At 70.6% G+C, this 19,569-nt stretch carries 18 protein-coding genes; 6 read left to right on the top strand and 12 right to left on the bottom strand.

What is annotated here, in order from left to right:
* Window positions 1-26 precede the first annotated feature (26 nt).
* Window positions 27-1,403 carry a helix-turn-helix domain-containing protein gene (locus tag ACT1U9_RS13210; protein WP_444538493.1) on the bottom strand — a complete coding sequence of 459 codons (1,377 nt, stop codon included), beginning with the start codon at window positions 1,401-1,403 and terminating at the stop codon, window positions 27-29.
* A 359-nt stretch (window positions 1,404-1,762) separates the two neighbouring features.
* On the opposite strand from ACT1U9_RS13210, the gene ACT1U9_RS13215 reads away from it, so the two are divergent.
* Complete coding sequence (locus ACT1U9_RS13215; protein WP_444538494.1) at window positions 1,763-2,491, top strand: DUF4232 domain-containing protein; 729 nt, start codon at window positions 1,763-1,765, stop codon at window positions 2,489-2,491.
* A gap of 471 nt (window positions 2,492-2,962) precedes the next feature.
* Here ACT1U9_RS13215 and ACT1U9_RS13220 read toward each other — a convergent pair whose 3' ends face one another.
* From ACT1U9_RS13220 to ACT1U9_RS13235, 4 genes are all read right to left on the bottom strand, one after another.
* Entirely contained in the window at window positions 2,963-3,724 is a 762-nt protein-coding gene (locus ACT1U9_RS13220; protein WP_444538495.1) for an RlpA-like double-psi beta-barrel domain-containing protein, read from the bottom strand.
* Between the two features lie 670 nt (window positions 3,725-4,394).
* On the bottom strand, window positions 4,395-5,603 hold the full coding sequence (locus tag ACT1U9_RS13225) for an aminotransferase-like domain-containing protein (RefSeq protein WP_444538496.1): 1,209 nt from the start codon (window positions 5,601-5,603) through the stop codon (window positions 4,395-4,397).
* A 116-nt stretch (window positions 5,604-5,719) separates the two neighbouring features.
* Entirely contained in the window at window positions 5,720-6,580 is an 861-nt protein-coding gene (locus ACT1U9_RS13230) for an SCO6745 family protein (RefSeq protein ID WP_444538497.1), read from the bottom strand.
* Window positions 6,570-7,013: an ATP-binding protein gene (locus tag ACT1U9_RS13235; protein WP_444538498.1), complete on the bottom strand. Its 444-nt coding sequence runs from the start codon at window positions 7,011-7,013 to the stop codon at window positions 6,570-6,572. The genes ACT1U9_RS13230 and ACT1U9_RS13235 overlap by 11 nt, the downstream gene beginning before the upstream one ends.
* Before the next feature lie 157 nt (window positions 7,014-7,170).
* Here ACT1U9_RS13235 and ACT1U9_RS13240 point away from each other — a divergent pair, with 157 nt between their 5' ends.
* The 3 genes from ACT1U9_RS13240 to ACT1U9_RS13250 all read left to right on the top strand — a co-directional run bounded on the left by ACT1U9_RS13240 (window position 7,171) and on the right by ACT1U9_RS13250 (window position 9,213).
* Window positions 7,171-7,956, top strand: a complete 786-nt coding sequence (locus ACT1U9_RS13240; RefSeq protein WP_444538499.1) for a helix-turn-helix domain-containing protein — start codon at window positions 7,171-7,173, stop codon at window positions 7,954-7,956.
* Window positions 7,953-8,249, top strand: coding sequence for a DUF397 domain-containing protein (locus ACT1U9_RS13245; protein WP_444538500.1), 297 nt, complete (start codon window positions 7,953-7,955; stop codon window positions 8,247-8,249). The genes ACT1U9_RS13240 and ACT1U9_RS13245 overlap by 4 nt, the downstream gene beginning before the upstream one ends.
* A gap of 61 nt (window positions 8,250-8,310) precedes the next feature.
* The gene (locus ACT1U9_RS13250; protein WP_444538501.1) at window positions 8,311-9,213 is read left to right on the top strand and encodes a hypothetical protein; all 903 of its coding nucleotides are present in this window, start codon (window positions 8,311-8,313) and stop codon (window positions 9,211-9,213) included.
* 40 nt (window positions 9,214-9,253) lie between these two features.
* Here the strand turns inward: ACT1U9_RS13250 and ACT1U9_RS13255 are convergent, their stop codons facing one another.
* From ACT1U9_RS13255 to ACT1U9_RS13285, 7 genes are all read right to left on the bottom strand, one after another.
* Window positions 9,254-10,228: a molybdopterin-dependent oxidoreductase gene (locus ACT1U9_RS13255; protein ID WP_444538502.1), complete on the bottom strand. Its 975-nt coding sequence runs from the start codon at window positions 10,226-10,228 to the stop codon at window positions 9,254-9,256.
* A gap of 18 nt (window positions 10,229-10,246) precedes the next feature.
* Entirely contained in the window at window positions 10,247-11,233 is a 987-nt protein-coding gene (hemB, locus tag ACT1U9_RS13260) for a porphobilinogen synthase (RefSeq protein WP_444538503.1), read from the bottom strand.
* Between the two features lie 247 nt (window positions 11,234-11,480).
* The gene (locus ACT1U9_RS13265) at window positions 11,481-13,142 is read right to left on the bottom strand and encodes a uroporphyrinogen-III synthase (RefSeq protein WP_444538504.1); all 1,662 of its coding nucleotides are present in this window, start codon (window positions 13,140-13,142) and stop codon (window positions 11,481-11,483) included.
* Window positions 13,139-14,113: a hydroxymethylbilane synthase gene (gene hemC / locus ACT1U9_RS13270; protein WP_444538505.1), complete on the bottom strand. Its 975-nt coding sequence runs from the start codon at window positions 14,111-14,113 to the stop codon at window positions 13,139-13,141. The genes ACT1U9_RS13265 and hemC overlap by 4 nt, the downstream gene beginning before the upstream one ends.
* Window positions 14,110-15,669: a glutamyl-tRNA reductase gene (locus tag ACT1U9_RS13275; protein ID WP_444538506.1), complete on the bottom strand. Its 1,560-nt coding sequence runs from the start codon at window positions 15,667-15,669 to the stop codon at window positions 14,110-14,112. Before ACT1U9_RS13275 ends, hemC begins: the two co-directional genes overlap by 4 nt.
* Window positions 15,666-16,448: a redox-sensing transcriptional repressor Rex gene (locus ACT1U9_RS13280; protein WP_444538507.1), complete on the bottom strand. Its 783-nt coding sequence runs from the start codon at window positions 16,446-16,448 to the stop codon at window positions 15,666-15,668. Before ACT1U9_RS13280 ends, ACT1U9_RS13275 begins: the two co-directional genes overlap by 4 nt.
* A gap of 291 nt (window positions 16,449-16,739) precedes the next feature.
* Window positions 16,740-17,033 (bottom strand): glutaredoxin family protein, encoded by a 294-nt coding sequence (locus ACT1U9_RS13285; RefSeq protein WP_444538508.1) that lies wholly within the window; start codon window positions 17,031-17,033, stop codon window positions 16,740-16,742.
* Between the two features lie 150 nt (window positions 17,034-17,183).
* Between ACT1U9_RS13285 and ACT1U9_RS13290 the strand changes: the two genes are divergently transcribed.
* Together ACT1U9_RS13290 and ACT1U9_RS13295 are read left to right on the top strand one after the other, a co-directional pair.
* Window positions 17,184-18,128 (top strand): HAD family hydrolase, encoded by a 945-nt coding sequence (locus ACT1U9_RS13290; RefSeq protein ID WP_444538509.1) that lies wholly within the window; start codon window positions 17,184-17,186, stop codon window positions 18,126-18,128.
* 597 nt (window positions 18,129-18,725) lie between these two features.
* Complete coding sequence (locus ACT1U9_RS13295) at window positions 18,726-19,514, top strand: ECF subfamily RNA polymerase sigma factor, BldN family (protein ID WP_444538510.1); 789 nt, start codon at window positions 18,726-18,728, stop codon at window positions 19,512-19,514.
* Window positions 19,515-19,569: the final 55 nt, after the last annotated feature.

Below are 19,569 nucleotides of genomic sequence, written 5' to 3' on the forward strand. Positions count from 1 at the left end.
GGGCGGCTGTCGACTCCTGACCTGCGTCAGGTCGACAGCCGCTCCCACACATTCGTATCCAACCGGTACTCGTACGCCGGACGGCCCTTGACGGCGCTGCTGTGGAACGGCTTGCCGTTGTCGTCGTAGACCGGGATCTTCCCGGAGCGGTCGCCGCTGCTCCAGTCCACCTCCAGGTACCAGGTCACCTCGTGCGCGTCGGTGTGCACATCGAGGTTGAGCACCTGCGGATCCGTCGTGGACACCTTGTACGGGAAGTCCGTGGCGGGCACCTTCTCGTCGCCCTGCATGCCGCCGACCGGCTTGGTGCGCGGCTGCGCCGCGTCCAGGTTCACGTCGAAGAAGCCCGGGGTGACGCTGCCCCCGCACCCCGAACCCATCGAGTACGCGGTCCAGTCGAGCGGCGCGTCACGCGTCACGATCTTCACGTGTACGGCGTTGATGACGACCGAGTCGTGGGTCTTGCCGGTCGCGGTGAGCTGGAGCGTCAGATGCCCGCCGTCGACCCCGCCCAGCATCCCGGCCCACGGACGGCTCTCCAGCGGGTTGGGCGGCTTCGGCACCGAGTTCGGCTTCTGGTCCAGCAGATAGAACTTCCCGCACGGCCCGTCCCACTGGTACGAGCTGACGCCGACGCCGAGCGGGGCCTCGGCGGGCGGGGCGGGCTTGCGGGTGACGGGCGCGGAGGGGACGGCGGCGGACGGACTGCCGCTCCCGGACGGGCTCGCCGAGGCCTTGGGGCTCGGCGAGCCGGACTTGAGGGGCGTGCCCTTCGCCGGCCCGGGCCGAGCCTCCTTGGCATCGGCGACGGCCGAACTCTTGGCCCCCGTGTCGTCCCCGTCCCCACCACTCAGACTCGCGAAGGCGGCTGCGGGCACCCCGAGCCCGACGACGACACCGGCGGCGACGAGCGCGAGCCGGGTGCGCTTGCTGATCCGGCCGGTTCGGCGCGGGGGGCTTGGGTCGGCCCGCACGGCCCCGACTTCGGGCAGCACAGCCGGTTCGGGGCCCGGGCCCTCCATGGGCGCTGCGGCGGCCGTCTCCGCAGGAGTCCGGGGGGCAGCCGGGCCGGAACCCTCTGAGGGCGCGTCGGCAACGGCCGGTTCGGGTGGGGCGGTTGCCGCCGTTCCGGTTCCGGTGCCCGCCCGCGCGCGGCGGCGGGCGTCGTCGGCCAGAATCCATCGGCGGTGGAGCTCGACCGACTCGTCCCGGGTGGCGCGGCAGAGCCGGGCCAGGCGGTCGACGGGGGCGTATTCGTGCGGCACGGCGTCGCCGTTGCAGTACCGGTGGAGCGTCGACGTACTCACATGGAGTTTGCCCGCGAGGACTCCGTAACTCTGTCCCGAACGGTCCTTCAACTCCCTGAGAAGCGCAGCGAAATCCTCGGACTCTGCCGTGGCCACGAGCCGTTCCCCTCCCCTGTGCGTCCCGGAACCGCGTTCCAGGGGAAGGATGTTTCCCCAGGTCAATGGGTGTTCCGGCGTTCCAGCTTCCCCCATTGTCCCCTGCTGATTGCGACCGCCGCCGACCGGCCCACAAGGTAGGTGCAGCAACCAGCCAGTCCGGCAGCACGGGGGAGCACGCAATGCGAATCCGCATACGGGTCAACCTGGCGGACTCGATGGCCGCCGCGATGCTGGCCGCTTCGGTGGCCACGTTCATCGCGCTGATCCTCAGTCTTCACGCCTGACCCGCTCGGCGCGTACCACTCACACACCGATCAACACCGACCCACACCGACCAACGGGGAGCTCGATCCACCATGCGCACCAAACTCCGCATCACCGCCGCCGCGACCACCGCGCTCGTGGCCGCACTGTCGCTCAGCGCGTGCGGCAGCGACTCCGGTTCGAAGGCGTCGGACAAGGCGACGTCCTCGCCGTCGGCGTCGGCGCCCGCCACGACCGGCGGTGCCTCGGCCGGGACGGCGGGGGGTTCGGGCGAGTCGGGCGGCACCGGCGGAACCGGAACCGGCGCCAAGCCCGCCCACTCGACCGACAAGCACCCGTCCAAGAAGCCCGGTTCCGGTTCCGCCGGCGGGTCGGGTTCCGGCTCGGGCTCGGGCAAGGCGGTCACGTGCACCGGCAGCAACATCAAGCTGACCGCGACGCCGGTGGCGCGCCCGATCAACCACGTCCTGCTGACGGCGACGAACACCGGGAAGTCGACGTGCTACGCGTACAACGCCCCGGCTGTGAAGTTCTCCAACGCGCAGTCGCCGGTGCCGGTCGACAAGGACACCATCCCGCAGGCGGTGGTGACCCTTGCCCCGGGCGAGTCGGCGTACGCGATGGTGCGGACGCAGGGGGAGCCCGACGGGACCGACCCCTACATGACCAGCCAGGTCGTCGTGTACTTCCAGGGTGCGGTGGGGATGGAGTCGACGGGCCGCTCCGCGTACGCGTCGCTGTCGAAGCCGGTGGGCGTGGTCGACGCCCAGGCGATGGTCACGTACTGGCAGTCGAGCGTGTCCCCGATCGAGGCGTGGTAGTTCCCCACGTGCGCTGCGCCTGCGGCGGGCGGTTTCCCCACCCCACCCCTTCCCGAAAGCCCTGGGCGGGCGGCCGGGTGGTGGGCCAAGGCGGCTACCGGGGGCTTCGCCCCCTGCCCCCGAGGCGGGGCCTGCACCCCGCTGAGGCTGCGCCCCGAACGCCATCGCCATTGCCGTCTGCGACCCGGCGGGGGCTGATCGCGCAGTTCTCCGCGCCCCTGAAAGCGGGCCGTCTTGGGCTGGTCGCGCCCCAAGGAGGGCCCGAAGGGCCCACCAAGAGCCCGTCTTTGAACCTCGGTTGATCTCGTACATCTGCCTCGGTGGAGCGCCCGGTTCGCGCAGGTCTTGGAGGGACCCGCCCGCGCGGCCGTCGCCCCTCCGCCCCAGCCGGGCATCGGGGAGCGACGGGGGTTCAAAGACAGGCTCCAAGTGCCTCAAGCCCCACGAGAAATGGGGCGTGCGGCCGTCCGACTACTGCACGAACTTCCAGTCGACGTAGATTGTGCCCTTGTCCTGGTTTTCGAAGTGCGAGAAGAGAGCGGGCGACATATCGAGGCCCGCGTAGGGACAGCCGGGGCACTCGTCCGTGATGGTCGCGGTCGCGGATTTCCCCTTGTACGTGATCTTTATCTTCTTTCCGCACTGGGCGCTGGGGAATCCGCTGCCGAACTGGGCGGAGTTGAGCGCGACGATGAAGTCACCATCGTTGTTGGTAATGCCACACGCCCCCATCCCAGTGGAGTAGAACGTTGCCCGCGCATGGGAAAATCCTGACGACGGATTGCACCCCGTCGCCTCGCTGGAGGAGGCGTCGGCCACAGTCGCCTGCGGCGAAGGCATCTCCGCTGAATCGGCCGAATCGCCTGAATCGTCCCTCGGCTTCGGTGGCTTCGTGGTGGGGTTCGGGGACGGCGGCTTCGGCGGCTTCGTGGTGGGGTTCGGCGACGGCGGCTTCGGCTGCTTCGTCGTCGGGTTCGGCTTCGGCTGCTTCGTCGTCGGGTTCGGCTTCGGCGGCTTCGAAGTCGGGTCCGATGAACACGACGTTGGGAAGGCGATGTCCGTGTTGTCCGAGGCCGAAGCGGAAACGGTGATCACGGCGGCGGAAGCGGTTGCCAGCAGTGTGCCAAACGCCGCGGCGAGTATTCGTTGTTTTCTCATCGTTCTCTCTCTGAACGTTGCAGCCGGGCGGTGCGCGTCCAGGAGGAGCCACTGCGAAGCGTGGTGCTCGCCCATTCCTCGCGACCACGCCACGGCAGTGCATGACGGTGTGAACCGAAGACCAAAGCGACCTCAGAATGGCGAACCCCGCTAACGCCCTGCTAACCCGCCGCTAACCCGCTACTAACGTGTGTCCAGCAATCCCACGACATGCGACACATGGCAACGGGCCAGCGGCGTAAGCGTAGTTCAGCGAGCCCCCCGCGCTCTGCCGACCGAGGGGGGAAGCCCGCACGGCGGCGGGCGAGCGTGCCGGGCGTCGGGGCGCAGACGGGGGTTCAAAGACAAGCTCTAAGGGGCGCGGGGCTGTATCGATTTGCGGCTCCGCCGCGTGGGCGCGAGCAACCCAGCACGGTCCGCAGACGAAGGAGGGGCCCGAAGGGCCCATTGAGGGGCGCGGGGAACTGCGCGAGCGAGCCAGCACGGTCCGCAGACGAACCACCGCGCGGCGGGGCGCAGGGCGAAGCCCCGCGTACCCACCCACCCGCAGGGGCACGCCCCGCTGCCCACCCACCCCAGCCGGGGTCCGGGGCCGGAGCCCCAGCGGGGTGCAAGGGCCGCAGCCCCCGCCCAGGGTTCCGGGCCGGAGCCCCAGCGGGGTGCAGGGGCCGCAGGCCCCGCGAAAGGGGTCCGGGGGCGTAGCCCCCGGGAAACCCGCCTCAACCCCCACCCACCCCCGGAGGGTTTAGGGAAGGGGCGGGGTGGGGGACAAAGCATCGCCCAGGCGGCGCAGGCCCTCCCCGATCTCCTCCACCCCCGATGTGACGAAGCACAGACGCAACGCCGCCGGATCCGCCGCACCCGCAAAGAACGGCGCCCCCGGCACGTACGCCACATCGTGCGAGACCGCCCGCCGCAACAGCGAAGTCGCATCGCTCCCCTGCGGCAACCGCGCCCACAGGAACATCCCGCCCGACGGACGGTTCCACGTAGACCCCGGGGGCAGGGCCGAAGGAAGGCCCGCCAGCATCGCATCCCGCCGCGCACCGTACGCCGAGCGCACACGGGCGACGTGCGCATCCAGGTCACGGTCGACCAAGTACCGAGCCGCCGCCATCTGCACGACCGTCGACGTATGCAGATCCGCCGCCTGCTTGGCCACCACACACGCCCGCAGCAACGAAGACGGCCCCCGCATCCACCCCACCCGCAACCCCGGCGCCATGATCTTCGAGTAGCTGCCCAGCAACACCGTCCGGTCCGACGCGTCCGCGTACGAGGAGATCCACGGCACCGGATCCCCCTCGTACCGCAGCTCGCCGTAAGGATCGTCCTCGACCACCCACAGCCCCAACCGCGACGCCACGTCCGCGACGGCCCGACGCCGCGAGGCGGTCATGGTCCGACCGGTCGGGTTCTGGAACGTCGGCACGCAGTAGAACAGCTTCGGGCGCTCGCGGAGCACCAGGGATTCGAGAGCCACCGGATCGGGCCCGTCCGCGTCCGACGGCACGGCCACGACCCGCGCCCCCGAGAACCCGAACACCTGCAACGCGGCCAAGTAGCAGGGGTCTTCGACCAGGACCACGTCCCCCGGCTCCACCAGCGCCGCCGCCAGCAGGGTCAACCCCTGCTGCGAACCGGTCGTGATCACCAGCTGATCCGGCTCGGTCGACAGCCCCCGCTTCGACAGCCGCGCAGCCGTCGCGGCCCGCAGCTCCGGGTCCCCCTCGGTGGTGGAGTACTGGAGCGCCGCCCCGGGCCGGTCCGCGAGCACCGACGCGAACGCCGCCGCGATCCCCTCCTCGTCGAACAGCTCGGGCGCGGGCAGCCCGCCCGCGAACGAGATGACCTCGGGGCGGGCGGTGAGCGCCAGGATCTCGCGTACGGGCGAGGACCCGACGGACGCGGCACGCGCGGCGAGCGCGGGAACGGCGGCGGCGTGGACGGACATGAAGCGACCCCCGGGCGGTTACTCAGTCTCACTTACTCGGACTTCCAACTAACCCGGCAGCGTACGCACTTCAGTGCATCCCGCACATAGCCGTCCGCCAGCTGATCACCGACCCCTCACGGCCTCGGCACCCCGATCGGATTCGGCACCGGCAGCACCCCCGTGTCCATGAGGTGGCGGCTCAGCGGCGCCGCCAACGACACCGCCTCCGCCACCCCCTCGGCCCCGAGCCGCGCGACCGGCCCGGCCGCGAGCCGGTCCGTGGCCGACTCGACCGACTCCCGAACCCGTTCCCCCTCCGCCGTCAGCAGCCCCGCCGAGTCCACCAACCCCCGTACCCGCAGCCGCCACACCCCCGCCTCCCACTCCTCCTCGCTCCACCCGCGCGTCACCTGGATCTGCTCCCGCGTGGCCCCACCCGCCGCAACATGCGTGATCCCGGCGTCGAGCCCGCCGAGGCCGTGCTGGGCGAGCGCCATGACGTGCCCGTCCCCCCGGTGCTCGCGCAGCACCGTCGCCGCCAGCCACAGACGGGCGAGCGGATCGGAGGGCCGGGCCACGCCCGACCAGGCGGCCGCGAGCACCCGCCCCTCGTACGTACACCCCTCCGCTGCGCTCTCCAGCACCTGAGTGAGTCGTACGACATCGGCAGCCGGAGGCAACGCCCGCCCCAGCACCGCCGACACCACGTCCAGCCGCGCCGCCAGCACCTCCTCCGGTGACGCGTACGTCCACGCGTCCGGCAGCGCCCGCGCCACCCGTCCCGGCGCGAAGGCGAACGACAGGGCGTGCCCGGCGGGCGCGTCCAGGGGGCCGACCGGGCACAGGCGCCCGGCGAAGTACCCCATGTAGTAGCCCTTGAGCCCGAGCCGCCGCATCGACTCCACCGACTCCTCGGCGAAGTACACGATGCCGTGCAGCGGTTCGACCGCCGCCCACAACCGGCGCGCGAGTATTTCCGGTGAATCAACTGCCATGATCCTGGCTCCCTCCAGCCGTCCCGCCGATCATCATGCGCGGCCCGAACTCGCACCACACCACCTTTCCGGGCCGCCTCTCCCCCACCCCCCACTTGTCCGCCACCGCCGCCACGAGCAGCAGCCCCCGCCCGCCCTCGTCCGCCGACTCCGGCACCCGGGGCGTCCCGCCGCCGCTGTCGTGCACCTCCACTCTCAGCAGCCCGCCCGCGTACAGCGCGAGCCGCAGCAGATACCCGCGCCCGGGCGGTACGCCGTGGACCAGCGCGTTCGTGGTGAGTTCACTGACGCACAGCAGTACGTCGTCGGCGCGCCCGCCGACCCCCCACCCGTCGATCGCCCGGCGGCTGAACTCCCGTGCCGCCCGCACCGATTGCCGCTCCCGCAGCCAGAACCGCTCGGTCACCAGAAGGGGTTGTCCGTTCTCGTTCATGAGACGAGGGTTACGGAGCGTGATTACCGTGATGCAGTGCGCCGACCCGTACAGATTTTTTGTACGGGTTGGGGGTGCGTAACTTACTTATGAGCACGGGGAGTTCGCAGGAATGCACCCAAGTAATCGGCGGCGGCGTCGCAAGAACGCGTCAGCAATGCGGATGGTGGGCGCCCTGGTGGCGCTGTTCCGGGAGTTGGCCGGGCTCACCCAGCGGGAACTCGCCCAGCGGGCTGGGTTGCACGAGGAGACCATCGCCTCGATCGAGCAGGGCCGACGCCTGTTGAAACCTGATCTGGCGCAGCAGCTGGACACCATCCTCAAGACGAAGAAGGTCCTGGAGACCGCGATCGAGAACCTGCCGGAGGTTGACCTGATCCCGGCGTGGGCGGAGCAGTATCTCGACCTGGAGAAGGTGGCCATCGCCTTGTCCTTCTACGAGAACCAGGTACTGCCAGGTCTGCTCCAGCCCGAGAGTTATGCCCGTGCGGTGTTCCGGAGCCGGGTCCCGGCCTTCAGCGAGGAGGAGATCGACACTCAGATCCACACTCGGTTGTTGCGCCAGGAGATCCTGCACCGCAAGGAGCCGCCGACCATCAGTTTCACCATCTCCTATGCGGTGCTGATGGACCGGCTCGGCGGCGGCGAAGTGTACGTGGAGGCCCTGCGGCATCTCCGCCGTTGTGCCGATCTCCCAGGAGTCTCCTTGCAGATCATGCCGCTCGGCAGGCAGTCTCATGCCGCGCTCGATGGCCCCTTCGTCCTCCTGGAAACCCCGGACCACCAGCACCTCGCGTACACCGAGACACAGCGTGGCAGCCAGATCGTCTCCGACCCCGACGAGGTGAGCATCCTTGCGCAGAAGTATGCGATGCTGCGGACGCAGGCCCTCAACACCGAGGAAACTAGGGGCCTGTTGGACCGTTTGCTAGGAGAGCAATGAGTGCCACATTGAAGTGGTTCAAGTCCAGCCACAGCAGCGACGAGGGCGGCAACTGCCTCGAAGTCGCCTTCACCTGGCGCAAGTCGAGCTACAGCGGTAGCGAAGGCGGCAACTGCCTCGAAGTCGGCTACGACTGGCACAAGTCCAGCCACAGTGGCAGCGACGGCGGCGCCTGCGTCGAGGTCTGCGCCCACCCCGCCGCCGTACACGTCCGGGACTCCAAGAATCCGGACGGGCCGTCCCTCACCGTCGCCCCCGCCACCTGGTCGTCGTTCGTCACGGGCGTGCGCTGACCGGGTGACCCGGCCGCGCCGCGCGCGACGACACGCCCTCGGGGTCGGTACTCCTTGAGGCGTGAGCCAGAACGAAGAGCGGTACAGCGGGTCGACCGTCGTACAGGCCCTCGCGGTCCACCCCGGCGGCGGCTGGCTCTTCGTGGGCGGGCCGCACGGGGTCCACCGTATTGCGCTGGGCGACGACGGGCGCCCGGAGGCACCGGCCGAGTGGACGGCCGGGAGAAGGCCGTACGGGGTGGCCGTGCACCCTGCGGGCGGGTACGTGTACCTCACCGACGCCGATCCCGCGCGCCGGATGCTGGGGTGGCAGCCGCTCGATCGGAGCGGGCGCCCGGGGCACGGGACGGGGTGGCAGGCCGTCACCCTGACGCGGCGGCCGGGCGCGCTCGTGGCGCACCCCACGCGCGCGTGCCTGTACATCGCCAACGAAGACGAGAGCGCGCCCGTTTCCTGGCTGCACCTGGATACGGACGGACGGCCGCAGGACGGCGAGACCGTACTCACCTGGCTCGGCGGCCCCCGCCACAAGAGCCTCGCCGTCCACCCGCACGGCACCCACCTGTACGTGGGCGACCCGCAGGCCCGCGCCCTGGGCGTACTGCGGCTACGGGACGACGGCGGCGCGGACGGCGACGGCCCGCTCCCCCTCTGGAAGCTGCCCACGCCCCCGGGCCCGCTCACCGTCCACCCACGCGCGCGGTGCGTCTACTTCACCGAACAGGGCACGGGAACGGTCCACCGCCTCCCCCTCGCCGCCGACGGAACCTTCGGCCAGGAGGCCGCGCCCGAGCGCATGCGCGACGCGGCCGTCCGCGACTGCACGGGCGTCGCGGTCCACCCCAAGGGCACGTACCTGTACGCGAGTTCGGACATCACGCTCACCGTCATCGAACTGGACCCGGCGACCGGCCACCTCAAGGGCCCGCCGATCCCCATGCCTCTGCCCCACCGCGCCCACTAGCCGTCTAGCCGTCTAGCCGTCTAGCCGTCTAGCCGTCGGATCAAGGAACGGTGACCGTGATCTCGTGGATCGAGTTCCGCAGCCCCGGCGGGGGCTGAACCCGCCCCGCGCGGTCGGTGGCCCGTATACGGAGGGTGTGCTCGCCAGGAGCCAGCTCGCGGATCACGGTGAAGGGCTGCCAGGCGGGGTCGGGTCCGGCGGGTTCGAGCCCGACGACGGCCTCCCAGGGCCCGTCGTCCACGCCCACCTCGACGAGCACGACCTCACTCGTACTCCAGGCCCGCCCGATCAACTCAAGCCGCCCATCGGGCAGTTGGCCCCCGTCCTGCGGGCTGAGGATCTTGCTGCTGACGTCGACCTCGCGTACGGGGACGCTCACGGTCTCGCCGGGGAAGACGCGGGTGTAGAAGCGCGTGGTGAACATATGGTCCGGGCGCTCGTCGGAGACGACGATCCGCGTCAGCCACTTCACGGAGTTGGTCCCGAACATGCGCGGGACGACGGCCCGTAGCGGATAGCCATGACGGACGGTCAGCGGCTCGCCATTCATGCCATATGCAAGAAAGACATCGTCCATTGCCGTCTGCAACGGCAGGTCCTTGAGATACGAGAGCCCGTCCACGCCGTCGAAAGACCCCGTGTCGGCGCCTTCCAACCACACATGCCGGGCCGACGCGAGCGGCTTGGCGCGATCCAGGAGCGAGGCCAAGGGCGTCCCTTCCCACTCCAGGTTGGCCACCGCGCGCGTAGGCACGTCAGGATGGAACGGGTTGCCGAAGCACTCGTGGACCGCGGTGAACTTCCGCGTGGGCAGGGCGAGTACGTCGGCGAGGCTGATGGTGAAGGGATTCTCGACGAGCCCTTCGACCGACAGCGACCAGTCGAAGTCGGAGAGCTCGTCTGCGGGTTCAAGGTCCGGGACGCCCATGTGGGCCCGTACGAAAACGGTGTCCACCGGCGTGTAGTAGTCGGTGACATCCGCGAAATCCCGGACGTCCAGGGCCTTTTCCCCCATGCGAGCTCCCTCGTAGTGCTACAACCCCCGGGCGACTTCCGTTGCCCAGTACGTAAGGATCATGTTCGCACCGGCCCGCTTGATTCCCGTCAGGGTTTCCAGGATCGCCCGGTCGCGGTCGATCCAGCCCTTCTCGGCGGCGGCCTCGACCATGGCGTACTCGCCACTGATCTGATAGGCGGCGACGGGCACGTCGACCGCTTCGGCGACCTTGGCGAGGATGTCGAGGTAGGGCCCAGCAGGCTTGACCATCACCATGTCCGCGCCCTCTTCGAGGTCGAGGGCGAGCTCGCGGAGGGATTCGCGGGCGTTGGCGGGGTCCTGCTGATACGTCTTGCGGTCCCCCTGGAGGGAGGAGCCGACGGCCTCGCGGAAGGGCCCGTAGAAGGCGGAGGAGTACTTGGCGGTGTAGGCCAGGATGGAGACGTCCTCGTGCCCGGTCTGGTCGAGGGCGTCGCGGACGACGCCGACCTGACCGTCCATCATGCCGCTGGGGCCCACGACGTGGACGCCCGCGTCGGCCTGGACCTGGGCCATTTCCGCGTAGCGTTCGAGGGTGGCGTCGTTGTCGACGCGGCCGTCGGCGTCGAGGACGCCGCAGTGGCCGTGGTCGGTGTACTCGTCGAGGCAGAGGTCGGACATGACGACGAGGTCGTCGCCGACTTCCTGGCGGACGGCGCGGATGGCGACCTGGAGGATGCCGTCGGGGTCGGTACCGGCGGTACCGGCGCCGTCCTTCTTCTCGTCCTCCGGCACCCCGAAGAGCATGATCCCGGCGACCCCGGCCTCCACGGCCTCCACGGCGGCCTTCCTGAGCGTGTCCATGGTGTGCTGGACGACGCCGGGCATGGCGGTGATGGGGGCGGGCTGGGTGATCCCCTCCCTCACGAAGGCGGGGAGGATGAGGTCGGAGGGGTGCAGCCTTGTCTCCGCGACCATGCGGCGCATGGCGGGGGTGGTGCGGAGCCGCCGGGGGCGGGCACCGGGGAAGGATCCGTAGGTCATGCCACCACGCTACGCCGGTGGGCCCGGGCCTTTTTGCCCCACCCCGCCCCTTCCCGAAACTCTGCGAGAGGTGACGTTCGACTGCGGACCGTGCGTGGTTGCTCGCGCAGTTCCCCGCGCCCCTAAGAGGGCCCGAAGGGCCCATCAGGGGCGCGGGGAACTGCGCGACAAGCCCCCACCGACCCGCAGCCGACCGACAACCGCCGGAGGCTTTCGGGAAGGGGCGGGGTGGGGGCTCCTCAGACCGTCAGGTCGTGCGGCGGCGACGGGCGCCCGGGCGGCGTTCGCTCGGGCGCGTGACGTGCTCGCCCGCCTCCACCGCCGCGGCTCGGCGCGCCGCGCCGAATTCCGCCAGCGCCTCCGCGAGCTTCAGGACCGACGGCTCGGGGGCCATGACGTCGACCCGGAGGCCGTGCTCCTCCGCCGTCTTCGCCGTGGCGGGACCGATACACGCGATCACCGTCACGTTGTGCGGCTTCCCCGCGATGCCGACCAGATTCCGGACCGTCGACGACGACGTGAACAGGACCGCGTCGAAGCCGCCCCCCTTGATCGCCTCGCGCGTGTCCGCCGGCGGCGGCGACGCACGGACAGTCCGGTACGCCGTGACGTCGTCGACCTCCCAGCCCAGCTCGATCAGACCCGCCACCAGCGTCTCGGTGGCGATGTCCGCCCGGGGGAGGAAGACTCGGTCGATCGGGTCGAAGACCGGGTCGTACGGAGGCCAGTCCTCCAGCAGGCCTGCTGCCGACTGCTCGCCGCTCGGCACCAGGTCCGGCTTCACGCCGAACTCCACCAGCGCCGCCGCAGTCTGCTCGCCGACCGCCGCCACCTTGATGCCCGCGAACGCGCGCGCATCGAGCCCGTACTCCTCGAACTTCTCCCGCACCGCCTTCACCGCGTTGACCGAGGTGAACGCGATCCACTCGTAGCGGCCCGTCACCAGGCCCTTCACCGCGCGCTCCATCTGCTGCGGCGTACGCGGGGGTTCGACGGCGATCGTCGGGACCTCGTGCGGCACCGCGCCGTACGAACGAAGCTGGTCGGAGAGCGACGCCGCCTGCTCCTTGGTGCGCGGCACGAGCACCCGCCAGCCGAAGAGCGGCTTGGACTCGAACCACGACAGGCGGTCGCGCTGGGCCGCGGCGCTGCGCTCACCGACCACGGCTATCACCGGCTGGTGCCCGTCCGGCGAGGGCAGCACCTTGGCCTGCTTGAGGACCTGGGCGACCGAGCCGAGCGTCGCGTTCCAGGTGCGCTGGCGCGTCGTCGTACCGGCGACGGTGACCGTCATCGGGGTGTCGGGCTTGCGGCCCGCCGAGACGAGTTCACCGGCGGCGGCCGCGACCGTCTCCAGGGTCGCGGAGACGACGACGGTGCCGTCGCTCGCGCCGACCTCGGTCCAGCAGCGGTCGTTCGCGCTGCGCGCGTCGACGAAGCGGACGTCGGCGCCCGTGGTGTCGCTGAGCGGGACACCGGCGTACGCGGGTACGCCCACCGCCGTCGCGACACCGGGCACGACCTCGAAGGGGATGCCCTCGGCGGCGCAGGCGAGCATCTCGTCGCCCGCGCTGCCGTCGAGGCCGGGGTCGCCGGAGACGGCACGGACGACCCGCCTGCCGGAGCGCGCGGCCTCCATGACAAGATTGGCCGCGTCCCGCAACACGGGGACGCCAGCGGTTGCTGACGTGTCGTCAACAACCGTCAGCTGAGGCGTGTCCACACCTGCCCGCGCATGCGCGCGAACCACGTCGAGCACAGCCGGCTCGGCGATCAGGACATCGGCCGACGCGAGCGCTTCCACGGCGCGCAGCGTCAGCAGTCCCGGGTCCCCTGGGCCGGCACCGAGGAAGGTGACGCACCCGTGCGCGGAGACGGCGGGAAGGTTCGAGGAGTTGGTGGGGCTCAAAGTGCTCGCTCCCCCATAAGACCGGCCGCACCCTTGGCAAGCATCTCGACCGCGAGTTCGCGACCGAGTGCCACGGCTTCGTCGTGCGACATGGGTACGGGACCGGTGATGGACAGCTGCACCAGCGTCGAGCCGTCGGTGGTACCGACGACGCCGCGCAGGCGCATCTCATGAACAACCTGTCCGTCGGCCAGCAGGTCGGCGTACGCACCAACGGGTGCGGAACAGCCGGCCTCCAGGGCGGCGAGCAGGGATCGCTCGGCGGTCACGGCGACCCGGGTGTACGGGTCGTCGAGCTCGGCGAGCGCGGCGGCGAGGTCGGCGTTGTGCGCCGCGCACTCGATCGCCAGTGCCCCCTGGCCGGGAGCGGGCAGCATGGTGTCGACCGGAAGGAAATCGGTCACCTCACCGATCCTGCCGATACGGTTCAGCCCGGCCGCGGCGAGTACCACCGCGTCGAGTTCACCGCTGTGCGCGAATCCGATCCGGGTGTCGATGTTCCCCCGGATCGGCACGGTTTCGATGGTCAGGCCGTGGCTGCGCGCGTACGCGTTCAGCTGCGACATGCGCCGGGGCGAGCCGGTGCCTATCCGGACCGGACGGCCCTCGCTCGCGGCGGCGAGCTCGGTCAGGGTGAGCCCGTCGCGCGCGACCAGCACGTCGCGCGGGTCCTCGCGGACCGGCACGGCGGCCAGTACGAGGTCGTCGGGCTGCGCGGTCGGCAGGTCCTTGAGCGAGTGCACGGCGAAGTCGACCTCGCCGTTCAGGAGCGCGTCGCGCAGCGCGGTCACGAAGACGCCCGTGCCGCCGATCTGCGCCAGGTGCTCGCGCGAGGTGTCGCCGTACGTGGTGATCTCCACCAGCTCGACCGGACGGCCGGTCAACTGCCGTACGGCGTCGGCCACCTGGCCGGACTGGGCCATGGCGAGCATGCTGCGCCTGGTCCCGAGCCTCAGTGCTTTCTCGGTCATGACCGCCCTCGGTTCTTGGCATCGGCGTCGTTCAGATCGGCCCGGGACACGGCGGCGACCGTCTCCGGGTCGAGGTCGAAGAGGGTGCGCAGCGCGTCCGCGTACCCGGCGCCGCCCGGCTCGGCGGCGAGCTGCTTGATGCGCACGGTCGGCGCGTGCAGCAGCTTGTCGACGACGCGGCGCACGGTCTGGGTGACCTCGGCGCGCTGGCGCTCGTCGAGGTCCGGAAGGCGTCCTTCCAGGCGTGCGACCTCGCCCGCGACCACGTCGGCGGCCATCGCGCGCAGCGCGACCACGGTCGGCGTGATGTGGGCGGCGCGCTGGGCGGCGCCGAACGCCGCGACCTCGTCGGAGACGATCGAGCGCACCTGGTCCACGTCGGCCGCCATCGGCGCGTCGGCGGACGCCTCGGCCAGCGACTCGATGTCGACGAGCCGTACGCCGGGGATGCGGTGCACGGCCGCGTCGATGTCGCGCGGCATGGCGAGGTCGAGCAGCGCGAGCCGGACGGGGCCGGTCTGCGCGGGGATACGGGGGGCGGCGGGCCGGGCGCCGGTGGCGTTGTCGACCCAACTGCCGTGCAGTTCCAGGGAGTCGGCGTCCACTGCCTTCGCGTCGGCCGCTTCCGTTACCGCGCTGTACGCGGCGAGGCCCGCGCCGGAGGCGGCGGTGGGCGACGCGAAGTCGACCGGGCAGCCCTCGGGGGCGGCTTGGGCTTCGGGGGCCGCGACGCCGACGGCCTCGGCGACCGCCTGAGCCGTCAGGACCAGACCGGTCGCTCCCGTACAGGAGACGGCCACGTCGACTCGTGTCAGTTCGCGCGAGACGTCGGCCATCGCGACGGCGCGCGCGGCCGTGCCCGACTCGGCCAGGATCTCGACCAGGCGCTCGGCGCGCGCGGGCGTGCGGTTGGCGACGATCACCTCGGCGACCCCGGCGCGCGCCAGCGTCGCGGCGGCGAGGGAGGACATCGAGCCCGCGCCGATCACCAGCGCGCGCTTGCCCTTGGCCCAGGACTCCACCGGCTCCCCGGCGGCCAGCTGCTCCAGGCCGAAGGTGACCAGGGACTGCCCGGCCCGGTCGATGCCGGTCTCGCTGTGGGCGCGCTTGCCGACCCGCAGGGCCTGCTGGAACAGGTCGTTCAGGAGGCGGCCCGCGGTGTGGAGCTCCTGCCCCAGCGCGAGCGTGTCCTTGATCTGGCCGAGGATCTGGCCCTCGCCGACGACCATCGAGTCCAGCCCGCACGCCACCGAGAAGAGGTGGTGGACGGCCCGGTCCTCGTAGTGCACATAGAGATACGGAGTGAGCTCTTCCAGACCGACGCCGCTGTGCTGGGCGAGCAGCGTGGAGAGCTCGGCGACGCCCGCGTGGAACTTGTCCACGTCCGCGTACAGCTCGATGCGGTTGCAGGTGGCGAGCACCGCCGCCTCGGCCGCGGGCTCCGCGGCGAGGGTGTCCTGCAACAGCTTGACCTGCGTGTCCGCCGAGAGGGAGGCCCGTTCGAGGACGCTCACCGGGGCACTGCGGTGGCTGAGACCGACGACCAGGAGGCTCATGCCGGCATCACGGCGGGCATGTCCCCGTCGGGTCCTTTCCGGTCCACGGCGGCGCCGCCGCGCACCACGGGCGCCACTACCTCGGAGACACCGCCGACCTCGGCGGCCGCCGCGTCCTCACCGGCCTTGCGCTGCTCGTGGAACGCGAGGATCTGCAGCTCGATCGAGAGGTCGACCTTGCGCACATCGACACCCTCGGGCACCGACAGGACCGTCGGCGCGAAGTTCAGGATGGAGGTGACCCCGGCCGCGACCAGGCGGTCGCAGACCGGCTGGGCGGCGCCCGCCGGGGTCGCGATGACGCCGATGGAGACACCGTTCTCGGTGATGATCTTTTCGAGGTCGTCGCTGTGCTGGACGGGGATCCCGGCGACGGGCTTGCCCGCCATCGCGGGGTCGGCGTCGATCAGCGCGGCGACCCTGAAACCACGGGAGGCGAAGCCGCCGTAGTTGGCCAGGGCGGCGCCGAGGTTACCGATGCCGACGATGACGACCGGCCAGTCCTGGGTGAGCCCGAGCTCGCGGGAGATCTGGTAGACGAGGTATTCGACGTCGTAGCCGACGCCCCGGGTCCCGTAGGAACCGAGGTACGAGAAGTCCTTGCGCAGCTTCGCGGAGTTGACCCCCGCGGCCGCGGCCAGCTCCTCGGAGGAGACCGTGGGCACGGAGCGCTCCGACAGTCCGGTCAGCGCACGCAGATACAGCGGAAGCCTGGCGACGGTGGCCTCGGGGATTCCTCGGCTACGGGTCGCCGGTCGGTGAGTTCGGCCAGTTGCCACGGTGCTCCTGCGGGATGAGCGAGGCAGGCGGCCATGTGTCCCAGGACCGCCCCGTCGAATGCAGGCTATGTCTTTGTGAACGCGTGCACAAAGATGGTGTCCGCTTTGTCCGAGCAAAGTGACCGGGCTCACGCGAACCGGTGCCGATTTCCGGGAACCGACGACGAGGTCGGACCGTTGAAGTCCCGAAGGGGGCAAAACCGTACACACCTCTCCACGATGTCACCCCCGAACGCGACAAAACGACCTCGATGGTAACCACAACTACCACCGATACCCTAGTTCGTTGCTTCAGGCTCCCAGTGCACTCCTGAGACGCACGGGGTCCACGCGCCAGAAGGTGTGCTGAGCGCCGTCGATCAGGACAACCGGAATCTGCTCCCAGTACTCCTTGTGCAGCGCCTCGTCCTCGGTGATGTCCTTCTCCTCCCACGCCGCACCCGTCTCGGCACACACGCTCTCGACGACGGCACGCGCGTCGTCACAGAGGTGACAGCCGGGCTTCCCGATCAGCGTGACGAGCCGGTCGACGGGGCGGACGGGGCTCGGGGCGGGCTTCTTGGTGCGGCGCAACAAGGGAGTCATGGGTCCTATTCTCCGCCGCGGGGAGGCGAGCCCTCGCGTCTATGCCTCTTTCGTTACGGATTGCCCGTTTAACAGTCCGGTCTCGGAGAGTTCACGCCATCGCATCCCGGCGTGTCGGGTGGGACCGAACAGACTGGCTATGCTCACGACATGGCCGTACTGGGATGGCTCACCCCTCGTAGGCGCTCGGCGACAGCACGCAGCGTGCTGGCCGGTGAGGCCGCAGCCGAGGCAGCCCGCAAGTCCTCGCAGGAACTCGCGGAACTGGCGGAAGCGGAAGCGGAAGCGGGATCTCCCTCCGAGCCGGAGTTCCCGGTGGTCGGGGACTCGCTGGCAGCCGCCTTCTTCGACCTCGACAACACGGTGATGCAGGGCGCGGCGATCTTCCACTTCGGGCGGGGCCTGTACAAGCGGAAGTTCTTCCAGCGGCGCGACCTCGCGCGGTTCGCCTGGCAGCAGGCGTGGTTCCGGCTCGCCGGAGTCGAGGACCCGGAGCACATGCAGGACGCGCGCGAGAGCGCTCTCTCCATCGTCAAGGGCCACCGTGTCTCCGAGCTGATGACCATCGGCGAGGAGATCTACGACGAGTACATGGCGGACCGCATCTGGCCCGGCACGCGCGCGTTGGCGCAGGCGCATCTGGATGCGGGGCAGAAGGTGTGGCTGGTGACGGCCGCGCCGGTGGAGACCGCGACGATCATCGCCCGCCGCCTTGGCCTCACCGGCGCGCTGGGTACGGTCGCCGAGTCGGTCGACGGTGTTTATACGGGCCGCTTGGTGGGCGAGCCGCTGCACGGGCCCGCCAAGGCGGAGGCGGTACGGGCGCTGGCGGCGGCGGAGGACCTGGACCTCACGCGCTGCGCGGCGTACAGCGACTCGCACAACGACATTCCGATGCTGTCCCTGGTGGGGCATCCGTACGCGATCAATCCCGACGCGAAGTTGCGCAAGCATGCGCGGGCTCGGGAGTGGCGGCTGCGGGACTATCGGACGGGGCGGAAGGCGGCGAAGGTGGGGATTCCGGCGGCGGCGGGCGTCGGCGCGCTGGCCGGGGGCACGGCGGCAGCCGTGGCCCTGCACCGCCGCAGGCGGTAGCACCGGGCTTCAGTCCCCCACCCCACCCCTTCCCGAAAGCTCTGGGCGAGCGGCCGGGTTCGTCGGCTGACCGCCGGTGGGGGCTGAGCGCGCAGTTCCCCGCGCCCCCAAGGAGCGCCCTCCGGGCGCATCTGGGGGCGCGGGGAACTGCGCCAGCAACCCAGCACGGTCCGCAGAAGAAGCGGGGTGCAGGGGCCGCAGGCCCCGCGAAAAGGGGTCCGGGGGCGGAGCCCCCGGGAGACCACCTCAACCCCCACCCACCTTCGGAGGGTTTCGGGAAGGGGCGGGGTGGGGCAGCCAACCTCGCCCCTTACCCCGCCACGAACCCCACCACCCCCACCCCCCGCACTCGGCCACATCACACCGACCACCCGGTCATTTTCGATCAGCATCCAGTCATCACACGCTCACAATCCGCTACTTGTTCCGCCCCATAGACGTAACAGAAGCGACGGAATCGACGATTTGAGCAACTGGGTGTAGCGCTCCCTGCACGAAGCGTTATTCTCCTCAGACGCATACCGGAACCCACACATCGCCACGGCGGGTGAACGGTCCCGCACTGCACGTGATGGAAGCTCTGCCTCTGGGAGTCCCGTGTACCCACACGTCGGGGTTGACGCCTCGGGCCTGGCTACGCTGCGCGCAGCGGTCGTCGACCGTCTGCGCGGCTTCGTCCCCACCGCGTACGCCACCGCCCCCGCCTTCGCCACCGCCTCACCCTTCGGTGCCTGCTACGCGCTGGCCGACGGGGGCGCGGCTGTCGGGAGACGGAGCGGCGGCCGCGGCACGGGCACGTCCGCGACGCCCACCGCCCGCCGCCCCAGCGCGGACAGCGACAGCGCCCGCATGATGGACCTCGTCGAGCGCGCCCAGGCGGGCGAGGCCGAGGCCTTCGGACGGCTGTACGACCAGTACAGCGACACGGTGTACCGGTACATCTACTACCGCGTCGGCGGCAAGGCGACCGCCGAGGACCTCACCAGCGAGACCTTCCTGCGCGCCCTGCGCCGGATCTCCACGTTCACCTGGCAGGGGCGCGACTTCGGCGCCTGGCTGGTCACGATCGCGCGCAACCTGGTCGCGGACCACTTCAAGTCGAGCCGTTTCCGCCTCGAAGTGACCACCGGCGAAATGCTCGACGCCAACGAGGTCGAGCGCTCCCCCGAGGACTCCGTCCTGGAGTCGCTCTCCAACGCCGCCCTGCTCGAAGCCGTACGCAAACTCAACCCCCAGCAGCAGGAGTGCGTCACCCTGCGCTTCCTCCAGGGCCTCTCGGTCGCCGAGACCGCGCGGGTCATGGGCAAGAACGAGGGCGCGATCAAGACCCTCCAGTACCGGGCCGTGCGCACGCTCGCCCGCCTCCTCCCGGAAGACGCCCGCTGAGCCGAGCAAACAGCCCGAACACAAAGCCCGGCCGAACACCTCAACTCACCTACGG

The organism is Streptomyces sp. BR1, from assembly GCF_052373795.1.
GTDB lineage: Bacteria > Actinomycetota > Actinomycetes > Streptomycetales > Streptomycetaceae > Streptomyces.

Bases quoted from the DNA above. Each gene is read 5' to 3' on its own strand.
- ACT1U9_RS13215 (WP_444538494.1), top strand. From the start codon at position 1,763: ATGCGCACCAAACTCCGCATCACCGCCGCCGCGACCACCGCGCTCGTG.
- ACT1U9_RS13220 (WP_444538495.1), bottom strand. From the start codon at position 3,724: ATGGGCGAGCACCACGCTTCGCAGTGGCTCCTCCTGGACGCGCACCGC.
- ACT1U9_RS13225 (WP_444538496.1), bottom strand. From the start codon at position 5,603: ATGTCCGTCCACGCCGCCGCCGTTCCCGCGCTCGCCGCGCGTGCCGCG.
- ACT1U9_RS13230 (WP_444538497.1), bottom strand. From the start codon at position 6,580: ATGGCAGTTGATTCACCGGAAATACTCGCGCGCCGGTTGTGGGCGGCG.
- ACT1U9_RS13235 (WP_444538498.1), bottom strand. From the start codon at position 7,013: ATGAACGAGAACGGACAACCCCTTCTGGTGACCGAGCGGTTCTGGCTG.
- ACT1U9_RS13240 (WP_444538499.1), top strand. From the start codon at position 7,171: ATGCGGATGGTGGGCGCCCTGGTGGCGCTGTTCCGGGAGTTGGCCGGG.
- ACT1U9_RS13245 (WP_444538500.1), top strand. From the start codon at position 7,953: ATGAGTGCCACATTGAAGTGGTTCAAGTCCAGCCACAGCAGCGACGAG.
- ACT1U9_RS13255 (WP_444538502.1), bottom strand. From the start codon at position 10,228: ATGGGGGAAAAGGCCCTGGACGTCCGGGATTTCGCGGATGTCACCGAC.
- hemB (WP_444538503.1), bottom strand. From the start codon at position 11,233: ATGACCTACGGATCCTTCCCCGGTGCCCGCCCCCGGCGGCTCCGCACC.
- hemC (WP_444538505.1), bottom strand. From the start codon at position 14,113: ATGACCGAGAAAGCACTGAGGCTCGGGACCAGGCGCAGCATGCTCGCC.
- ACT1U9_RS13275 (WP_444538506.1), bottom strand. From the start codon at position 15,669: ATGAGCCTCCTGGTCGTCGGTCTCAGCCACCGCAGTGCCCCGGTGAGC.
- ACT1U9_RS13285 (WP_444538508.1), bottom strand. From the start codon at position 17,033: ATGACTCCCTTGTTGCGCCGCACCAAGAAGCCCGCCCCGAGCCCCGTC.
- ACT1U9_RS13290 (WP_444538509.1), top strand. From the start codon at position 17,184: ATGGCCGTACTGGGATGGCTCACCCCTCGTAGGCGCTCGGCGACAGCA.